General features: G+C 51.6%; 13 protein-coding genes and 1 pseudogene. 1 reads left to right on the forward strand and 13 read right to left on the reverse strand.

Annotated features, from left to right (window positions below; translation table 11 throughout):
- Positions 1-194, forward strand: a pseudogene (locus tag EXW96_RS26955) (ISNCY family transposase); the annotation flags it as partial.
- 32 nt (positions 195-226) lie between these two features.
- Here the strand turns inward: EXW96_RS26955 and EXW96_RS11480 are convergent.
- The 13 genes from EXW96_RS11480 to EXW96_RS11540 form a co-directional block, all read right to left on the reverse strand.
- Positions 227-1,279: a polysaccharide deacetylase family protein gene (locus EXW96_RS11480; RefSeq protein WP_174350601.1), complete on the reverse strand. Its 1,053-nt coding sequence runs from the start codon at positions 1,277-1,279 to the stop codon at positions 227-229.
- 143 nt (positions 1,280-1,422) lie between these two features.
- On the reverse strand, positions 1,423-3,525 hold the full coding sequence (pnp, locus tag EXW96_RS11485) for a polyribonucleotide nucleotidyltransferase (RefSeq protein WP_074728457.1): 2,103 nt from the start codon (positions 3,523-3,525) through the stop codon (positions 1,423-1,425).
- A gap of 267 nt (positions 3,526-3,792) precedes the next feature.
- Complete coding sequence (rpsO, locus tag EXW96_RS11490) at positions 3,793-4,062, reverse strand: 30S ribosomal protein S15 (RefSeq protein WP_062408008.1); 270 nt, start codon at positions 4,060-4,062, stop codon at positions 3,793-3,795.
- Positions 4,063-4,230: 168 nt separating this feature from the next.
- Complete coding sequence (locus tag EXW96_RS11495) at positions 4,231-5,184, reverse strand: bifunctional riboflavin kinase/FAD synthetase (RefSeq protein ID WP_174350602.1); 954 nt, start codon at positions 5,182-5,184, stop codon at positions 4,231-4,233.
- 51 nt (positions 5,185-5,235) lie between these two features.
- Positions 5,236-6,168: a tRNA pseudouridine(55) synthase TruB gene (gene truB / locus EXW96_RS11500; protein ID WP_054818105.1), complete on the reverse strand. Its 933-nt coding sequence runs from the start codon at positions 6,166-6,168 to the stop codon at positions 5,236-5,238.
- A complete protein-coding gene (locus tag EXW96_RS11505; protein WP_174350603.1) occupies positions 6,165-7,148 on the reverse strand; it encodes a DHH family phosphoesterase in 984 nt (327 codons plus the stop codon). Before EXW96_RS11505 ends, truB begins: the two co-directional genes overlap by 4 nt.
- Positions 7,145-7,501 carry a 30S ribosome-binding factor RbfA gene (gene rbfA / locus EXW96_RS11510; RefSeq protein WP_062408003.1) on the reverse strand — a complete coding sequence of 119 codons (357 nt, stop codon included), beginning with the start codon at positions 7,499-7,501 and terminating at the stop codon, positions 7,145-7,147. The genes EXW96_RS11505 and rbfA overlap by 4 nt, the downstream gene beginning before the upstream one ends.
- A 7-nt stretch (positions 7,502-7,508) precedes the next feature.
- On the reverse strand, positions 7,509-10,199 hold the full coding sequence (gene infB / locus EXW96_RS11515; RefSeq protein ID WP_174350604.1) for a translation initiation factor IF-2: 2,691 nt from the start codon (positions 10,197-10,199) through the stop codon (positions 7,509-7,511).
- Between the two features lie 24 nt (positions 10,200-10,223).
- The gene (locus EXW96_RS11520) at positions 10,224-10,517 is read right to left on the reverse strand and encodes a YlxQ family RNA-binding protein (protein WP_074728453.1); all 294 of its coding nucleotides are present in this window, start codon (positions 10,515-10,517) and stop codon (positions 10,224-10,226) included.
- Positions 10,507-10,824 carry an RNase P modulator RnpM gene (rnpM, locus tag EXW96_RS11525; RefSeq protein ID WP_054818902.1) on the reverse strand — a complete coding sequence of 106 codons (318 nt, stop codon included), beginning with the start codon at positions 10,822-10,824 and terminating at the stop codon, positions 10,507-10,509. The genes EXW96_RS11520 and rnpM overlap by 11 nt, the downstream gene beginning before the upstream one ends.
- 43 nt (positions 10,825-10,867) lie before the next feature.
- Complete coding sequence (gene nusA / locus EXW96_RS11530; RefSeq protein ID WP_062408000.1) at positions 10,868-11,965, reverse strand: transcription termination factor NusA; 1,098 nt, start codon at positions 11,963-11,965, stop codon at positions 10,868-10,870.
- A gap of 62 nt (positions 11,966-12,027) precedes the next feature.
- Positions 12,028-12,486 carry a ribosome maturation factor RimP gene (gene rimP / locus EXW96_RS11535; protein ID WP_054818901.1) on the reverse strand — a complete coding sequence of 153 codons (459 nt, stop codon included), beginning with the start codon at positions 12,484-12,486 and terminating at the stop codon, positions 12,028-12,030.
- Positions 12,487-12,645: 159 nt separating this feature from the next.
- Entirely contained in the window at positions 12,646-16,959 is a 4,314-nt protein-coding gene (locus tag EXW96_RS11540) for a PolC-type DNA polymerase III (protein ID WP_174350605.1), read from the reverse strand.
- Positions 16,960-17,139: the final 180 nt, after the last annotated feature.

The following is a 17,139-nucleotide window of genomic DNA, read 5'->3' on the forward strand; positions in this document are numbered from 1 at the left end:
GAGAAGTGCTCGTTTGGCACAAAGGTCAAGCAATTCCGCTGAAAGAGACGGAAAAGCCAGAACGGGTGAAGCAAGCAAAAAAGGCGAGTTCTGCGCAGCACCGCAAACCCGCCGCCGATCATCCTTGGAGGATGTATCGGAACAAAAACCAAGTTCAGAATAGCACAAAATTAACGGTAATCCAAGCCACCTGACGGTGGCTGGGCAAACTAAAAAAGTGACATTTTTATAGGCGAGTTAAGGTGACATTTTCACAGACGCTTGACACCTTGGGCACCCGCTGCGGAGAAATGACTTCACTGACGGTGCCAAGCTGGAGCCCCTTGGATTTGATCGCGCGAATCATTCCCGGGAGCGCTTTACTGCTGGAGGAGGTCGGATGCATGAGAATAAGCGAGCCGGGTTCTATTCTTGTCTCAATTTTACGGACGATGCTGGAAGGTTCAGGGTTTTTCCAGTCTACGGTATCGAGCGTCCAAAGGATGGTTCTCAACTTCATGCTGTGCGCGATCTCCACCGTAGTCTGATTGAAATCCCCGGAAGGCGGTGCAAAAAGCTTATTGTCTACACCGAGTTCCCGCTTTAACAGTTCTTCGGTTTTACTGATCTCGGCGAATGCCTGCGCCCGGCTTAATTTACTCATATCCTTATGGGAATACGCGTGATTGGACATCTCATGCCCCTGCTCCATGATGGTCCGGGCCATGGGAATATTTTTACGAAGCCACGATCCGTCAAAAAAGAACGTTGCGCGCACATTTTCTTTCTTCAACGTCTCCAGGATGACCGGTAAATATTCTTCCCCCCAAGCGACGTTGATCATAAAAGCAGCCATCGGCTTATTCGGATTCCCCTTGTAGACCGGATGAGGCCCGAGCTGCTCCAAGCCGACTTGAGGAGGAACCTCCCTGAAAAGAAGCTTGGGCGGGTCTGGAAACGACTCCCGCTCGGCAAGCTCCAACGTTTTCTCCACATCGATTTCAAGTCCGTTATATCCGGGTATCGCCTTCCAAACCCGGTCGACCTTCGCGTTAATCGGTGCAACGTTCAGCCGCTTCGCCTCCGCTTGAATATGCTCGAGCAGCTTCGCTTTACGGGTATCCGGGTCTTCTCGCCATACCTGCCTGGCTAATTGGCCCAGAGGAGATCCGATCAGATTCGTTGAGGCACTGCTTTGTATCGCATGCTGCACAAATCGTTCCACTTGAGGCGATTGCTGCACCAAGACAAGCACCGCACCGAAGCAAGCTGCTGTGAACAACAACTGGTAGCGTTTCATTCGCATTCTCCTGTCGTTCCTCATTTGTCCCATTCATATGCCTTTTGGGACAAGGTTAGAACCGGAGAACCAACAGGCCAAACAAAAAAGAGACAGACTGCTCTGACTCTTTCTTCATTCCCGCTTTATTAAGACTATGAGATTTAGTTTTGTGCCGGAACTTGTGCCGTCAATACCGCTTTGCGCGATAAATTCACGCGGCCCTGGGCATCAATTTCAGTGACTTTAACCGTAATCGCGTCACCGATCTTCACTACATCCTCTACCTTGCCAACGCGTTCGGTAGACAGCTGCGAGATGTGCACCAATCCTTCTTTGCCCGGTAAAATTTCAACAAAGCAGCCGAATTTCTCGATGCGCTTGACCGTGCCAAGATAGGTTTCTCCTACAACGACTTCGCGGACGATGCCTTCGATGATTTGACGAGCCTTCTCGTTCATCTCCTCGTTCGACGAGGCAATGTACACACGGCCATCCTGCTCGATATCGATTTTCACGCCGGTTTCCTCAATGATTTTGTTGATGATCTTACCGCCTGCTCCAATGACATCGCGGATTTTGTCCGGATTGATCTGCATCGTGACAATTTTCGGCGCATATTGCGACAACTGGGATTTCGGCTGATCGATGCGCTCGAGCATTTTGTTCAGGATGAACATTCGGCCTTTCTTGGCCTGCTCCAGCGACTGCGACAAGATAGCCCGGTCAATGCCGTCAATTTTGATGTCCATTTGCAGTGCCGTAACGCCTTTGGCCGTACCGGCCACTTTAAAGTCCATATCGCCGAGGTGGTCTTCCATCCCTTGAATATCTGTCAAAATGGAGAAGTGATCTCCATCTTTAATCAGTCCCATGGCAATACCTGCCACCGGCGCCTTGATCGGAACGCCTGCGTCCATCAAAGCCAGTGTACTGGCGCAAATACTTGCTTGCGACGTCGAACCGTTGGATTCCAATACCTCCGAAACAAGCCGAATGGTATAAGGAAATTCGGATTCCGAAGGAATAATCGGCTCAAGCGCACGTTCGCCAAGCGCTCCGTGACCGATCTCACGACGACCCGGAGGACGCAACGGCCTCGCCTCGCCCACACTGAACGGAGGGAAGTTGTAATGATGCATAAACCGTTTCGATTCTTCCAAATCCAGCCCGTCAAGAATTTGCACATCGCCCAGTGCCCCAAGCGTACAAACGCTGAGCGCCTGTGTTTGGCCGCGGGTGAAGAGTCCTGATCCATGCGTACGAGGCAGCAGATTGATGTCGCACTCGATCGGGCGGATTTCTTCCAATCCGCGTCCGTCCGGACGCACCTTGTCGTGCGTAATCAAACGGCGCACTTCTTCTTTTACGATATCGTAAAGCGTTTCTTTCACATCCGCCATCTTTTCCGGAGTTTCTGCATAGACCGCAGCAAAGTGCTCTATTGCATCGTTGTTTACCGCATCGATCGCATCTTGTCTGGCGTGCTTTTCTGGAACCTTCACCGCTTCGATCAGACGGGCAGTTGCAAACTCGCGAACCGCCTGGCTCACTTCCGCGTCCACGCTATGTAGCTTGACTTCCATCTTCGGTTTGCCGACTTCTGCAGCAAATTGCTCTTGTATGGCAACGATTTTACGGATTTCGTCATGCCCGAACATGATCGCTTCGAGCATCACTTCCTCGGGAACTTCTTCCGCACCGGCTTCCACCATCATAATGGCATCCTTGGTCCCGGCCACTACCAGATGAATGTCGCTTTTCTCGGCCTGTTCCACTGTCGGATTGATGACGAACTGTCCATCTACCCTTCCGACAATCACACCGCCGATCGGACCGTGAAACGGCACGTCCGAAATGCTGAGCGCCGCGGATACGCCGATCATCGCCGTAATCTCCGGCGCGCATTCCTGATCCACGCTCATGACCATCGCTACGACCTGCACATCGTTACGGAAGCCTTCCGGGAACAACGGCCGAATCGGACGATCCGTTAAACGGCTGGCGAGTATGGCTTTCTCGCTCGGACGTCCTTCCCGCTTGATGAATCCCCCCGGAATTTTCCCTACAGAATAAAGCCGTTCCTCATAGTTTACCGTCAGCGGGAAAAAATCCAAATCTTTCGGTTCAGCCGATGCCGTAACCGTGCAAAGCACGACCGTCTCACCGTAGCGGGCTAAAACAGCTCCGTTGGCCTGCTTGGCCAAACGTCCGGTTTCAAGAATCAGCGGACGCCCCCCGAGATCCATTTGCACCTTCTTCTCCATAAACAACCTCCTAAAAATTTGCGTTCGCTCCATGAAAAAACATATACACGAGAAATCGCTTATGTAGTGTTAGCGACCGTCTTCGGAGAAAATTACCGCGGCGGCCGGATCGAGTTTATCTATAATGCATTCTGCATAATGATTAGTATTTCCTTCTTTTGCGAAAATAGTAGCCGAAAAAAAGCAACCCCGCAAGCCTATGCATCCATCGCCATAGGCCTGGCGTGCACAAAGGACAAGCGTGGTTGCTTTTGTTATGACCGTAAATTAACGGCGCAAGCCGAGCTTTTCGATCAAGGCGCTGTAACGCTGAACGTCTTTGTTTTTGAGGTACGTCAGCAGCTTACGGCGCTGGCCTACCATCTTGAGCAAGCCGCGACGAGAGTGATGGTCCTTCTTGTGCGTCTTCAGATGGTTGGTCAAATTGACGATGTTTTCCGTAAGAATTGCGATTTGCACTTCAGGAGATCCTGTATCGTTCTCATGCGTCTTATGAGTTTGGATTAATTCCTGCTTGCGTTCTTGAGTCAATGCCATTCCAATTCACCTCCATAAATAATCTAATCTCCTTTGGCCCAGAGATCGTTGGAGTGTTCGATTCTCCACGCCAAGGTTTCTCTATTGTCCCGCTTGTCATCCCCAGAGATATGCACTCGGGCAACGTTACAAAGTATATCATATTCCATCTGTAAAAGTAAAATCATATTATAAGTTTTGCATGGATCTGCGTTCTGCTACGATGAAACGCGCTTGGTCCGCATCCTGGCGGATTTGGGAAATCAGCTCCTGAACGGAGCCAAATTTCCTTTCATGTCGAATAAATCCGAGCAGTTCCACCTCTATGGTCTCACCATAAACCATATCGGAGAAGTCAAACAAATGCGCTTCCAATACCGGCTGCAGCAGGCCGGTATCGAATGTCGGCTTGACTCCGACATTCATAACGCCGCCTACTTTACGTCCCCGAACGGTTGCAACAACGGCATACACGCCATTGGCCGGAATCACATAGTCTTCCGACACCTCAATGTTAGCCGTGGGAAACCCGATCGTGCGGCCGCGGCCGTCTCCGTGAACTACTCTCCCTTGAAGCTTGTACGGGCGGCCCAAAAGAAGACCGGCTTCTTGAACGTCGCCGCTTAGAAGCAGGTTGCGGATTTGCGTACTGCTCACCTTTTCTCCGCGAAGCTCAAACGGACGTACCACCTCTACGGCAAAGCGCCCTCCAGCGAGATTGCAAAGCGTGTCCGATGTGCCCGCGCCCTTAAAGCCGAAGGTAAAGTCAAACCCGACAAATACGGTATTCACCCTCAAAGGAATAAGCATTTGTTCAACAAACTGCTCAGGGGATACCCGCATCAAAGTTTCGTTAAAATCGACGATGTACGTCGTATGAACTCCAAGTGCTTCAAGCTGCTCCTTTTTGGCAGCAAGCGGTGTCAGCAGTTGAGTGTATTTATCTATCCCCAGCACTTGACGGGGATGCGGATGAAACGTCATAATGGCAGCCGGAAGGCGCAATTCGGCCCCACGCTCGACCGCACGACGGATCACTTCCCGATGACCGAGATGTACGCCGTCAAATTCGCCGATAGCCAGCACCCGGGAGTCTGCAACACACGCCTCAGGGAGCGGAAACGTTAGCTGTACCGTATGCATCGTATTTTATTTCACCTACATTTCTTATAGGGCACGCTTTGCCGCCCATCTTCAAGAAAAGATTTTGTTTGGTAATAAAAGACCGCGCCGCGGATCCCATTCAAAAATACCGATCAACCGGCCTTCGCCAGAGAATCCGGCAATAGGTTTGCCGGAATCCGCTTGTGAATTGTCCGTCTGCGGCCAATGAGCCGGCTCCAAACGAATTTTTTGTCCTGACAGCGCTCTTCGGGCTGATTCATCATCCAAACGGACCGATGGCAAACAGCTCAGCACATGTTCCATCGGTATCAGCTTATCCGACAGCGCCCCCCGTTCGTGAAGCTCTTCCACCTGCTCCAAGGTCAAGCACTGCTCCGGACCGATGTTGCCCGAAGACGTTCGCACCAACTCTCCCATCACCGCAGGGATTCCGAGCGCTGCACCAATGTCGGCGCACAGCGTCCGGATGTACGTACCCTTGGAACATTTCACGCGGAACCGGACTTCAGGAAATTCTCCCGACCAATCCGTTTTCAGCACTTCTATACTATAGATCGTAACGGTGCGTGCCTTGCGCTCGATTTCAACGCCTTGCCGCGCCAACTCGTATAAGCGCTTGCCCTCCACTTTCACAGCGGAATACATAGGCGGCACTTGTTCCATCGTTCCAACGAACTGTGCTATCGTCTCGGTCACCTGCTGAGGAGTCACCCTTCCTCCAGGATTCTCCAATCTTTGAAGCACTTGTCCGCTCATATCTTGCGTATCCGTACAAAGACCCAGACGGAGTACGGCTTCGTATGCCTTGGGCATTTCCTGCACGTACTCGACCAACCGGGTCGCACGCCCGATACAAAGCGGCAGCACGCCGGTCACTTGAGGATCCAGTGTGCCCGTATGGCCGATTCGTTTAATTCGTATGATCCGGCGAACCTTTGCCACCACATCATGAGAAGTAAAGCCTTTCGGCTTCCAAATCGGTAAAATGCCTTCGAGCGTCATGAGAGCTCCTTCCCTACTTCCTTGACTACTTGCTCAATCGCTTCCTCGAGACTGCCGCTGATCGTACAGCCCGCGGCACGAACGTGCCCGCCGCCCCCGAACCGCTTGGCAATGGCAGCCACATCCGCTTGGCCCGCTGACCTCAGACTTACTTTTACAGATCCGGGCTGCTTCTCCTTGAACAGCATACCGACCTCCACGCCCTCCACATTACGGGCATAGTTCACCAGCCCGTCCATATCCTCAGAGGTCGCTTCGGTGGACGACAAATCGTCCAGTGTCACATACAGCCAGGCCGCCCGATTATTATGGGCGAAAGACAATGTACTCAAGCTCCGCTTGAGCAGCGAAACCTGACCGTAAGTCATCGTTTCGAGCAGCCTTTCGGCGAGCTTGTGTCCTTGCACGCCGCGCGCCAGCATGTCGGCGGCAATTTGCAGCACTTTGGGAGTGGTATTGGCGTAACGGAAGCCGCCCGTATCGGTAAGAAGACCGGAATAAATGCAAATACTCAGCTCACGGGTCAGCTCGACGCCAAGCTCCAGTGCCAGATCGTACAGCACCTCGACTGTAGCTGCAGCATCGGCCCGGACCAGATTGACTTGCCCGAAGTTATCGTTTGTCGCATGATGATCGATATTTAAGAGCTGCCATTGCGGGGCAAAGCAGCTCCGTACTTGGCCGATACGCTCAAAATCAGCACAATCAACCGAAATAATCGTCCTGAACGTCCGTTCGGGACGTTCCAATTCGTAAGGTATGACAGAAAACGAGCCGGCCATGTACATGAACTTCTCCGGAATCCGGCCCTCATTGATCAACGTGGCCTTTTTATTAAGGGACTTCAGCAGCCATGCCATAGCGAACGTGGAACCGGAGGCATCCCCGTCAGGCTGGACATGGGATACCACCAGGAAATCATCGTTATTGCGGATAAACTCAGCCGCTGATCGGAGCTGAGCTTCGTAACCGACGGTCATATATTCGGGTTCTCCTGTTTAATTTGCTGAAGAAGCCCTTGAATCTTAGAACCGTAATCAATCGACTCATCGAATTTGAACAGGAGTTCCGGTATCTTGCGCATCCGAATTCGCTTGCCGAGCTCCGAACGGATAAAACCGGTGCTGCGGGTCAGTCCCTTCAACGTTTCTTCCTTCTGCTCATCGGTGCCGAGAACGCTCAAAAAGACCTTCGCCTGAGAAAAATCATTCGTTACATCCACGCCCGTCACCGTAATAAAACCGATCCGAGGGTCTTTTAACTCCGACTGGATGATTTGGCTCAGCTCTTTTTTGATTTGTTCTCCGACTCTGCCCACGCGAATTTTAGCCATATGCGGATCACCTCTCTACAGTTTCCATTACGAAGGCTTCAATCGTATCTCCTTCTTTAATATCATTGAATTTGTCTAGAGATATACCACATTCGTATCCTTGAGCAACCTCTTTGGCGTCATCCTTGAAACGTTTGAGTGAATCGATTTTTCCTTGGTAGACGACAATGCCGTCGCGAACCAGGCGCACTTCCGCATTGCGTGTAATTTTGCCGTCGATCACCATACAACCGGCGATCACGCCGACTTTGGACACTTTAAAGGTATTGCGCACTTCCGCATGGCCGATAACCACTTCTTTATATTCAGGATCAAGAAGCCCTTTCATAGCGTGCTCAATTTCTTCCATCACTTTGTAAATAATGCTGTGCATACGAATATCGACTTTTTCCTGCTCAGCCGTATTCTTCGCCTGCGGCTCGGGACGAACGTTAAATCCGATGATGATCGCATTGGAGGCCGATGCCAAAATAACGTCGGATTCCGTAACCGCGCCTACGCCGCTGTGTATGATTTTAACCCGTGCGCCTTCAACATCGATTTTTTCGAGCGAGCCTTTGAGCGCCTCGGCAGAACCTTGTACGTCCGCCTTAATGATGACGTTGAGATCCTTGATTTCGCCTTCTTTGATTTGTTTATACAAATCATCGAGCGTTACACGGGCATTCGCCCCCATTTCGGATTGACGAAGCGTCACCGCACGCTTCTCGGCAATGGCTCTTGCCTTACGTTCGTCTTCAAAGACAAGGAATGGATCGCCGGCCTGCGGAACTTCGGTCAAGCCGGTAATCTCAACCGGTGTGGAAGGTCCCGCTTCTTTAAGCTTACGGCCCCTGTCGTTGACCATCGCCCGTACGCGGCCAAAGCAAACGCCGGCTACGAAGCTGTCGCCCACCTTCAGCGTACCGTGCTGAATCAGAATGCGGGCAACCGGTCCTTTACCCTTATCCAGCTCTGCCTCGATGACCGTGCCTCTTGCCCGTTTATTCGGATTGGCTTTTAATTCCTGAACCTCGGCGACAAGCAAAATCATATCGAGCAGGTTCTCAAGACCGATGCGCTGTTTAGCGGAAATGTTGCAGAAGATCGTATCCCCGCCCCACTCCTCAGGTACCAGTTCGTATTCCGTCAGCTCCTGCTTGATGCGGTCCGGATTAGCATCCGGCTTATCAATTTTGTTGACAGCGACAATGATCGGTACTTTTGCCGCTTTGGCATGGTTGATCGCCTCGACGGTTTGCGGCATGACGCCGTCATCCGCAGCTACAACGATAATCGTAATATCCGTCACCTGAGCTCCGCGGGCACGCATCGACGTAAATGCTTCGTGGCCCGGAGTGTCCAGGAACGTGATTTTTTTGCCGTGAGCTTCCACTTGATACGCACCGATATGCTGAGTGATGCCTCCGGCTTCGCCTTCCGTGACGTTGGTCTTGCGGATCGCATCCAGCAGTGTCGTTTTACCATGGTCAACGTGACCCATAATGGTAACGACCGGCGGACGCTCGAGCAGATCAGCTTCGTCGTCAATTTCTTCAAACTGCTCGAACTTGTCTTCCTCAACCGGAATCTTCAGTTCCACTTCGACTCCGTAATCGGAAGCCAGCAATTGAATCGCATCCAAATCAAGCTCCTGGTTGATTGTAGCCATCACGCCCAGGAACAATAGCTTCTTAATCACCTCGGAAGCGTCCTTGTGAAGCGCCTTGGCCAACTCGCCTACCGTCATGGTACCGCGAACGATAATTTTCTTGGGCGTATTGTCGATCTTCGGCCTCGGAGGCTCGGAGTGATTTCTACCGCCCTTGCCTTGATTCTTTTGATTGCCGCGGTTTTGAAGCCCTTTGCCGCCCGATTTAAAATCGTCAAAACGTTTTTGTCCCAGTTTTGTTTTCTTGTTGGCTGCGCCTTTAGCTGCTACATTATCGTCGACATCCACCTGAAGCACGCTCCCCAGCGATCGGGACTCTCCAGACCCGGGAGTCCGATTACTGCCTCCGCGCTGGTCCAATCCGTTTCTGCGGGCATCCGGTCTTTGCCCCTGCTGACCTCCGCCTTGCTGACCTTGCGGACGCTGCCCGGGACCCCGGCCGCCTTGGCCGCCGCCGCGGTTAAAGCCGCCTCCCTGACCTTGTCCTTGACCGGAGCCCGCCGGGCCACGGCGTTCGCCTTGAGGGCGTCCGCCGCCTTGGTTTCCTTGACCGCTTTGACGATGCTGGCCCTGACCTTGTCTGCTGTCGCCCTGCGGTCTGTTGGAGGAGGATGGCCCCCCTTGACCTTGACCTTGACCGCCCTGCGGTCTGCCTGACTGTCCGCCGCCTTGGCCTTGCGGTCTGCCCGATGAAGGCGCGTTGCTTGGTCGGGTTGCCGCCGATTGCACTTGCGCCGCCGACTTTCTTTGCTCCGGCTTGGATTGAACTGCAACCGTCTGCTGCTTAGGTTCCTGTCGTCCTGCCGGTTTATCGGCCGATTTGGCGGCCGCCGCTCCATCATTTCTCTTTGCCGCTGCATTTGCCTTTACATCTTTGAAAAATTTCTCCACACTTTCCACCGCATCATTCTCCATTACGCTCATATGATTGTTCACCGGCTTGCCCAGTCGTTTTAAAATCGTAATAATCTCTTTACTGCTCATGTTCAAGGATTTCGCATACTCATACACTCTAATTTTATCTTTATTGTTGTCTTGTTTTGTCAATACAGTCCACCTCCGTGCGTTCTCCTACTGCTTCAACATGCGCGCAAACCCCGCGTCCGTTACCGCAATAACGACCCGCGTTTCCTTACCGATGCTTGCCCCCAGCTGATCCCGACGGCCGTACTGATAAATAGGAACCCCATAATAACTGCATTTATCGTTAACTTTTTTGAATGTACCCTCGGAAGCGTCTTCGGCTATGATCACCAGCTTCGCCTGGCCGCCTCGTATTGCTTCAATGACCATATCTTCTCCGGTGACCAGTTTTCCTGCCCTCATAGCCAGCCCCAAATTCGAAAAAAATTTATCATTCTTCATCTTCGTCGTCCACCGCATCTTTTCCGGCAATAAACTCGTCTTCCACCTTAATGAAATCCTGTTCAAGCGCATCGTAAATGTCCGGAAGGACCGCAGTCTTCAGTGCGCGGTCCAAGGCACGCGACTTTTTGGCCAGCCTGAAGCAGGACTGCTTTCCGCACAAATAAGCTCCTCGCCCCGCTCTCTTTCCCTTCAGATCGATATGGAGCTCGCCGTCGGGAGTCTTTACCACTCGGATGAGTTCTTTCTTTGGCATCATTTGCTGGCAGGCCACGCATTTGCGTAGAGGTATTTTTCGCTGCTTCATCGTTTCATTCCCTCCCGTATGCTAATCCACCGACCCGCCTGATTTAGTCGATGCTGACCGAATCCTGATGCATTTCTTCGGAGTTGGCTTTAGGACGCCCATACTCCTGCTCCGCTTGCGTTTCGCTCTTGATATCGATCTTCCAACCGGTCAGCTTTGCGGCAAGCCGGGCGTTCTGCCCTTTAATTCCGATAGCAAGAGACAACTGGTAGTCGGGAACGATGACTCGTGCCATTTTTTCCGCTTCGAACACCTGTACCTCCAGAACCTTGGAAGGGCTCAAGGCATTGGCCACATATTCTTCAATGTTTTCCATCCAGCGGACAATGTCGATCTTCTCGCCTTTCAGTTCGTTGACGATCGTTTGTACGCGCATGCCCTTGGGACCTACGCAGGAGCCGACCGGATCAACCTCCTCGTTGCGGGAATGCACGGCGATTTTGGAACGGTACCCGGCTTCTCGCGCTACCGAGCGGATTTCCACCACGCCTTGGAAAATTTCCGGAACTTCCAGCTCGAACAAACGTTTAAGCAGACCCGGATGGGTACGTGACAGCACAATTTGCGGACCTTTGGTCGTATTTTCCACTTTTGTGATATAAGCTTTCACACGGTCGCCCTGTTTGAATTTGTCCGTAGGCATCAACTCGCCAAGCGGCATCACCGCCTCAATCTTGCCGAGATCAATGTACAGGTTGCGTTGGTCCTGACGCTGTACAATCCCGTTGACGATGTCTTCTTCCTTGTCCACATAAGCGTTATATATCAAACCGCGTTCCGCTTCACGGATCCGCTGCGTGACGACCTGCTTTGCGGTCTGCGCCGCAATACGCCCGAAATCCCGCGGCGTCACTTCGATTTCGACGATATCGTTTAATTGATAGTTTTGATTTATCTCCCGTGCGGCGTGAAGTGAAATCTCCAGGCGAGGGTCGAGCACTTCATCCACAACCGTCTTGCGCGCATAAACTTTAATCAGACCCGTATGGCGGTTGATATCGACGCGCACGTTCTGCGCTGTATTGAAGTTGCGCTTATAACTGGAAATTAGAGCCGCCTCGATGGCATCGATGAGCACTTCTTTGGAAATGCCCTTTTCTCTTTCAATTTCATTTAACGCTTCAATAAAATCCATGTTCATTTGAACGGAGTTCCCCCTCTCGTATAATTGAGAAATGTGACTAACGACAATTCAATGCTTTATCAGAACACAATGGCAAGCCGTGCGCTTGCCACTTTCGCAAAAGGTATAACATGCTGTTTCTTGCCGACTTCAATCACTACCGTCTGCTCGTCGAACGACAGGAGCTTGCCCTCGAACTCTTTTAAACCGTCAACCGGTTCATAAGTCGTAACGAAAACATGCTCCCCTACCGCCTTGTGATAATCCTGGGTTTTCTTTAAGGGGCGCTCTGCTCCCGGGGACGACACCTCAAGGAAATAGGCGTTTGGTATCGGGTCCTTTTCGTCCAGCCTTGCGCTCAAATACTCGCTGATGCGCCCGCAGTCGTCAATGTCGATGCCGCCTTCCTTGTCGACGTACACCCTTAGAAACCAGTTGCCGCCTTCCTTGACATATTCAATGTCGATCAGTTCAAATCCGTTCTCGTCCAAAAAAGGCCGGACCAGCTCTTCCACTGTGGATTTGATGTGTGTGCTCAACCTGCTTCCTCCTATTCACTCGCTTGAATGCCTTATACAAAATGTAAAGAGTGGGTTTCCCCACTCTCTGGTTACGAGATATAACATTACTACCGTAGAAGATTATACCATAAGTGCCGTTCAATTTGCAATAATGATGAAAACGACAACCTCTTCCGTTTAAAACAGCGAAAGCTGGTTTGTCTCCGGCAAACCTCGGAAGCAGCCCATGCCGGCCAAAATTTCTACAATCGTTTTCGACGCTTTACTGCGCGTTTGGAAATCCTCGATAGACAAGAACGGACCATCGTTTCGGGCCGCTGCGATATTTTTGGCCGCATTCTCGCCGATTCCGCCAACAGCCGAAAACGGCGGTATAAGGGAGTCTCCGTCAATCAGAAACTTGGTAGCGTCCGATTTGTACAAATCGATGCTTTTGAATGTAAACCCGCGCGCAGTCATCTCCAGCGCCATCTCAAGGATGGATATCATATTTTTTTCTTTCGGGGAGGCTTGAAAGCCCTTTTCCTCGATCTCGATCAGCCTGCGGAGAATCGCGTCGTAGCCCTGGCACAGGAGCTCAATCTCAAAGTCCGTCGCCCGAACGGAGAAGTAGGTCGCATAGTAAGCAATCGGATGGTACAGCTTAAAGTAAGCGGTACGTACGGCGGAAATGACATAGGCAGAGGCGTGCGCCTTCGGGAACATGTACTCGATCTTCTCGCAGGAGTCGATGTACCACTGCGGGACATTATGCTTCTTCATCTCTTCTTTCCACTCTTCGGTAAGCCCTTTACCCTTACGCACGCTCTCGGTAATTTTAAAGGCGAGTCCCGCGTCCATTCCCGCTTTATAAATCAAATACAGCATGATATCGTCGCGGCAGCCAATCACCGTTTTGATCGTACATATGCCTTTTCTTATCAGCTCTTGCGCGTTGCCGAGCCACACTCCGGTGCCATGAGACAGCCCGGATATTTGCAGCAGATCCGCGAAGCTGCTGGGCTTCGCCTCTTCCAGCATCTGACGCACGAACTTCGTCCCCATCTCCGGAACGCCGTACGTCGCTACGGGTGTCCGAATCTGTTCCGGCGTGACGCCAAGCGCTTCTACGGAGTTGAACATGCTCATGACTTTCGGATCGTTCATAGGGATCGTTGTCGGATCGACCCCCGTCAAATCCTGCAGCATCCGCATCATCGTCGGATCATCGTGTCCCAGTATATCAAGCTTGAGCAGATTGGCATCGAACGCGTGATAATCAAAATGCGTCGTCTTCCATTCCGCGCTTGTGTCGTCGGCCGGGTACTGGACCGGCGTAATATCATTAACATCGATATAATCCGGAACGACCACGATCCCCCCGGGATGCTGTCCTGTGCTTCGCTTAACCCCCGTACAACCCATAGCCAAACGGTTCAGCTCCGCTCCGCGCCACTTTTTGCCGTGCTCCTCTTCATATTTTTTCACGAATCCGTAAGCCGTCTTTTCGGCAACCGTACCGATCGTTCCGGCCCGGAATACGTTTTTCTCGCCAAACAGCACCTTCGTGTAGTTGTGAGCATGCGGCTGGTATTCGCCGGAGAAGTTCAGATCGATATCGGGGACCTTATCCCCTTTAAAGCCAAGGAACGTTTCAAACGGAATGTCCTGACCGTCACCTTTCAACTTCTCGCCGCAATTCGGGCAATTTTTATCCGGAAGATCGAAGCCGCTCGGAATCGAACCGTCGAGAATCCACTCGCTGTGTTTACACGATTTGCATACATAATGAGGCGGCAGGGGGTTGACCTCGGAAATCCCCAGAAACGTAGCCACGACGGAGGAGCCGACGGACCCCCGGGAGCCGACGAGATAGCCGTCTTGGTTGGATTTTTTCACAAGCCGCTCGGATATCAAATAGTTGGCCGAGAAGCCGTACTTGATGATCGGCACCAATTCCTTCTCCAGCCGCGCCGTCACCACTTCCGGAAGCGGATCCCCATAAATCTGCCGCGCGGTTTCGTAGCAAGTGTTGCGGATTTCTTCGTCCGCACCCTCGATGATCGGTGTGAACAGCTTCGTCGGGAACAGCTCCAGCTCCTCGAACTGGTCGGCAAGCTCGGAGGTGTTTTTGACAACGACCTCATAAGCCGTCTCTTTACCCAAATATTCGAATTCGGCCAGCATTTCCTTCGTAGTCCTGAAATGAACGTCCGGCTTGCGGATGTCTTTCAAAGGACTAAAGCCCGTAATCCCGTGAATCGTAATGTCGCGCGATATTTTTTCACGCGGATGCAGGTAGTGCACATTGCCGGTTGCAATGACCGGTTTGCCGAGCTTGCGCCCGATCTCAATGATTTTACGGTTCGCATCCTCCAACTGTGCAGGGCTTCCAACCAGGCCTTTTTCCACCAAATGCATATTGATGCCGGTCGGTTGAATTTCCAGCACATCGTAGAACGCTGCAACGTTCTCCGCTTCTTCCAACGATTTATTGAGCACCGTTTCAAAAAACTCGCCCTTTTCGCATCCGGAAGCGATGATCAGGCCCTCGCGCATTTCCTGCAGCTTACTCTTGGGAATGCACGCCACCCGGTGGAAATATTCCGTATGCGATAAGGATACCAGGGTGAACAGGTTCTTTTTGCCTATCATGTTCTTGGCATAAATACAACAGTGGAACGGCCGTTGGGTAGCCAGATTCTTGCCCACCTGATCGTTAAGCCTATCCAGCTGCGTGTATCCCCTGTCCGCCGCTTCCTTTAACAGATGGAAGAGCACGAAGCCAAGCGCAATCGAATCGTCGATCGCCCGGTGATGGTTGTCCAGACTCACCTTGAACTTATCCGCCAGTGTATTGAGACGGTGGTTCTTCATCGTCGGGAACAATAAACGCGCCAGCTCCAGCGTGTCCAGCACCGGATTGCTCACTTCCGGCAAGCCAAGCCGCTTGCAGTTGGCCTGAATAAATCCGATATCGAACCTGGCGTTGTGCGCGACCAGAACGCTATCCCCGACAAACTCGATGAATTTAGGAAGCACATCCTCCAGTTCCGGAGCGCCCTTTACCATATCATCGGTGATGTTGGTCAATTGCTGGATATTGTACGGAATCCGTTCGTGCGGATCGATGAATGTAGCAAAACGGTCAATCTCCTTGCCTTCCTTCATTTTGACGCCGGCGATTTCAATGATTTTGTTGCTGGTCACGGACAAACCGGTCGTCTCGATGTCGAAAATAACGTACTCCGCGTCGGCAATCGCGATGTCGGTCGCATTCATGACCACTTGGACCGAATCGTCAATCACATTGGCCTCCAGTCCGTATATGACCTTAATGCCGTGTTTCTTCGAAGCTTTATAAGCCTCGGGAAAACTCTGAACGCCGCTGTGATCGGTGACGGCGATCGCCTTGTGCCCCCATTTGGCCGCTGTTTTAATATACTGATCCACAGGAGTAATCCCGTCCATCGTACTCATCGTCGTATGTAAATGAAACTCTACGCGCTTCTCCTCGGCATCATCCATACGATCCGGCGGAGCCACGATTTCGTTTATATCCGATGGAATCATGACCAACTCGGGTGTTTGCATAAACCGGTCGTACTCCACCCGTCCACGCAGCTTCAGCCATTTGCCGTTGGTGATGAGGTTGTAGATTTTTACGTCTTCCTTCGTTTTGGCGAATGCCTTCACCATAATGGAATCGGTAAAATCCGTGATGTTAAACATATATAAAGTGCTTCCGTTTTTCAGCTCCTTGACTTCCATGCCGAATACGGTTCCCTGTACCGTAATTTTCTTTTCCTCGTCCTGTACCTCTTGCAGCGGTACGGCCGGTTCCTTGATGTCATAGCCGACCATCAGCTTGAGTTCTTCATTTGACTGCGATGCCGCTTCGTTCTCCGCTTCCACCGCCGTCATGATGACACTTGCGACCTCTTTTTCTTCCTGAGCGATCTGCTTCGCGAATTTCTCCATTTCTTGCTCCCGTGACCCGCTCACGGCATACTTCACATGAAAATCAACGCCGAAGAATTGGCTGAAATAGTTCTGAATCAAGCCGCCGATATTTTTCTTCTTCGCCAGCTCAAGCCCGATGGAATCCAGCAGATGAAGCGTCAGCACGTTATCCTTCACTTCAATGTGCGCCTTGGTCATCCATCCGTTGATGGACGCCGCCTCCCGCTGCACCCACTCGATAAACATGCTCCAATATTCATGCGCGACCGCTTCCGGTTTGACCTCCGCCGTGTACTGCAGCACGAAACGTATCGCGGCAATATGTGAAAATTTATCGCGTATCATCTTGCAGAAGGAACGATAGATGTCAGAAGGGACGATTTGGCTTTTCACGATAAAGAAGACCCATTCTTTATTTTTACGACTCGTCTCTACCTTATCAATATACCCGTCCGAAAAAAAAGACTGAACTACATCTGTCGGAACGCCCGCCTGATGCATCAGCATCTCAAACCTGTCGCGTTTATGCGCCGTACTGCTGCTGCTCATCTTGACCTCCTATCTAAAGAAAAGCTCCTGATCAAAGCCCTTTCGTTAAAGAACCGTTCGTGGTTTAACTGCAGCTCTTTTCTTGCGATTATTGAATCCTCCGGCTCCGTTGAAACTTTCAGATGATGTATTCTTAAAAAATAAGGGGCTTGTATGGACAAACCCCTAAATTGGTTTCGT

Origin of the sequence: Paenibacillus sp. JMULE4 (genome assembly GCF_013337105.1) — a bacterium.
Lineage (GTDB): Bacteria > Bacillota > Bacilli > Paenibacillales > NBRC-103111 > Paenibacillus_G > Paenibacillus_G naphthalenovorans.

Coding starts and splice junctions, on each gene's coding strand:
- EXW96_RS11480 (WP_174350601.1), bottom strand. CDS start 1,279: ATGAAACGCTACCAGTTGTTGTTCACAGCAGCTTGCTTCGGTGCGGTG.
- pnp (WP_074728457.1), bottom strand. CDS start 3,525: ATGGAGAAGAAGGTGCAAATGGATCTCGGGGGGCGTCCGCTGATTCTT.
- rpsO (WP_062408008.1), bottom strand. CDS start 4,062: ATGGCATTGACTCAAGAACGCAAGCAGGAATTAATCCAAACTCATAAG.
- EXW96_RS11495 (WP_174350602.1), bottom strand. CDS start 5,184: ATGCATACGGTACAGCTAACGTTTCCGCTCCCTGAGGCGTGTGTTGCA.
- truB (WP_054818105.1), bottom strand. CDS start 6,168: ATGACGCTCGAAGGCATTTTACCGATTTGGAAGCCGAAAGGCTTTACT.
- EXW96_RS11505 (WP_174350603.1), bottom strand. CDS start 7,148: ATGACCGTCGGTTACGAAGCTCAGCTCCGATCAGCGGCTGAGTTTATC.
- rbfA (WP_062408003.1), bottom strand. CDS start 7,501: ATGGCTAAAATTCGCGTGGGCAGAGTCGGAGAACAAATCAAAAAAGAG.
- EXW96_RS11520 (WP_074728453.1), bottom strand. CDS start 10,517: ATGAAGAATGATAAATTTTTTTCGAATTTGGGGCTGGCTATGAGGGCA.
- rnpM (WP_054818902.1), bottom strand. CDS start 10,824: ATGAAGCAGCGAAAAATACCTCTACGCAAATGCGTGGCCTGCCAGCAA.
- nusA (WP_062408000.1), bottom strand. CDS start 11,965: ATGAACATGGATTTTATTGAAGCGTTAAATGAAATTGAAAGAGAAAAG.
- EXW96_RS11540 (WP_174350605.1), bottom strand. CDS start 16,959: ATGAGCAGCAGCAGTACGGCGCATAAACGCGACAGGTTTGAGATGCTG.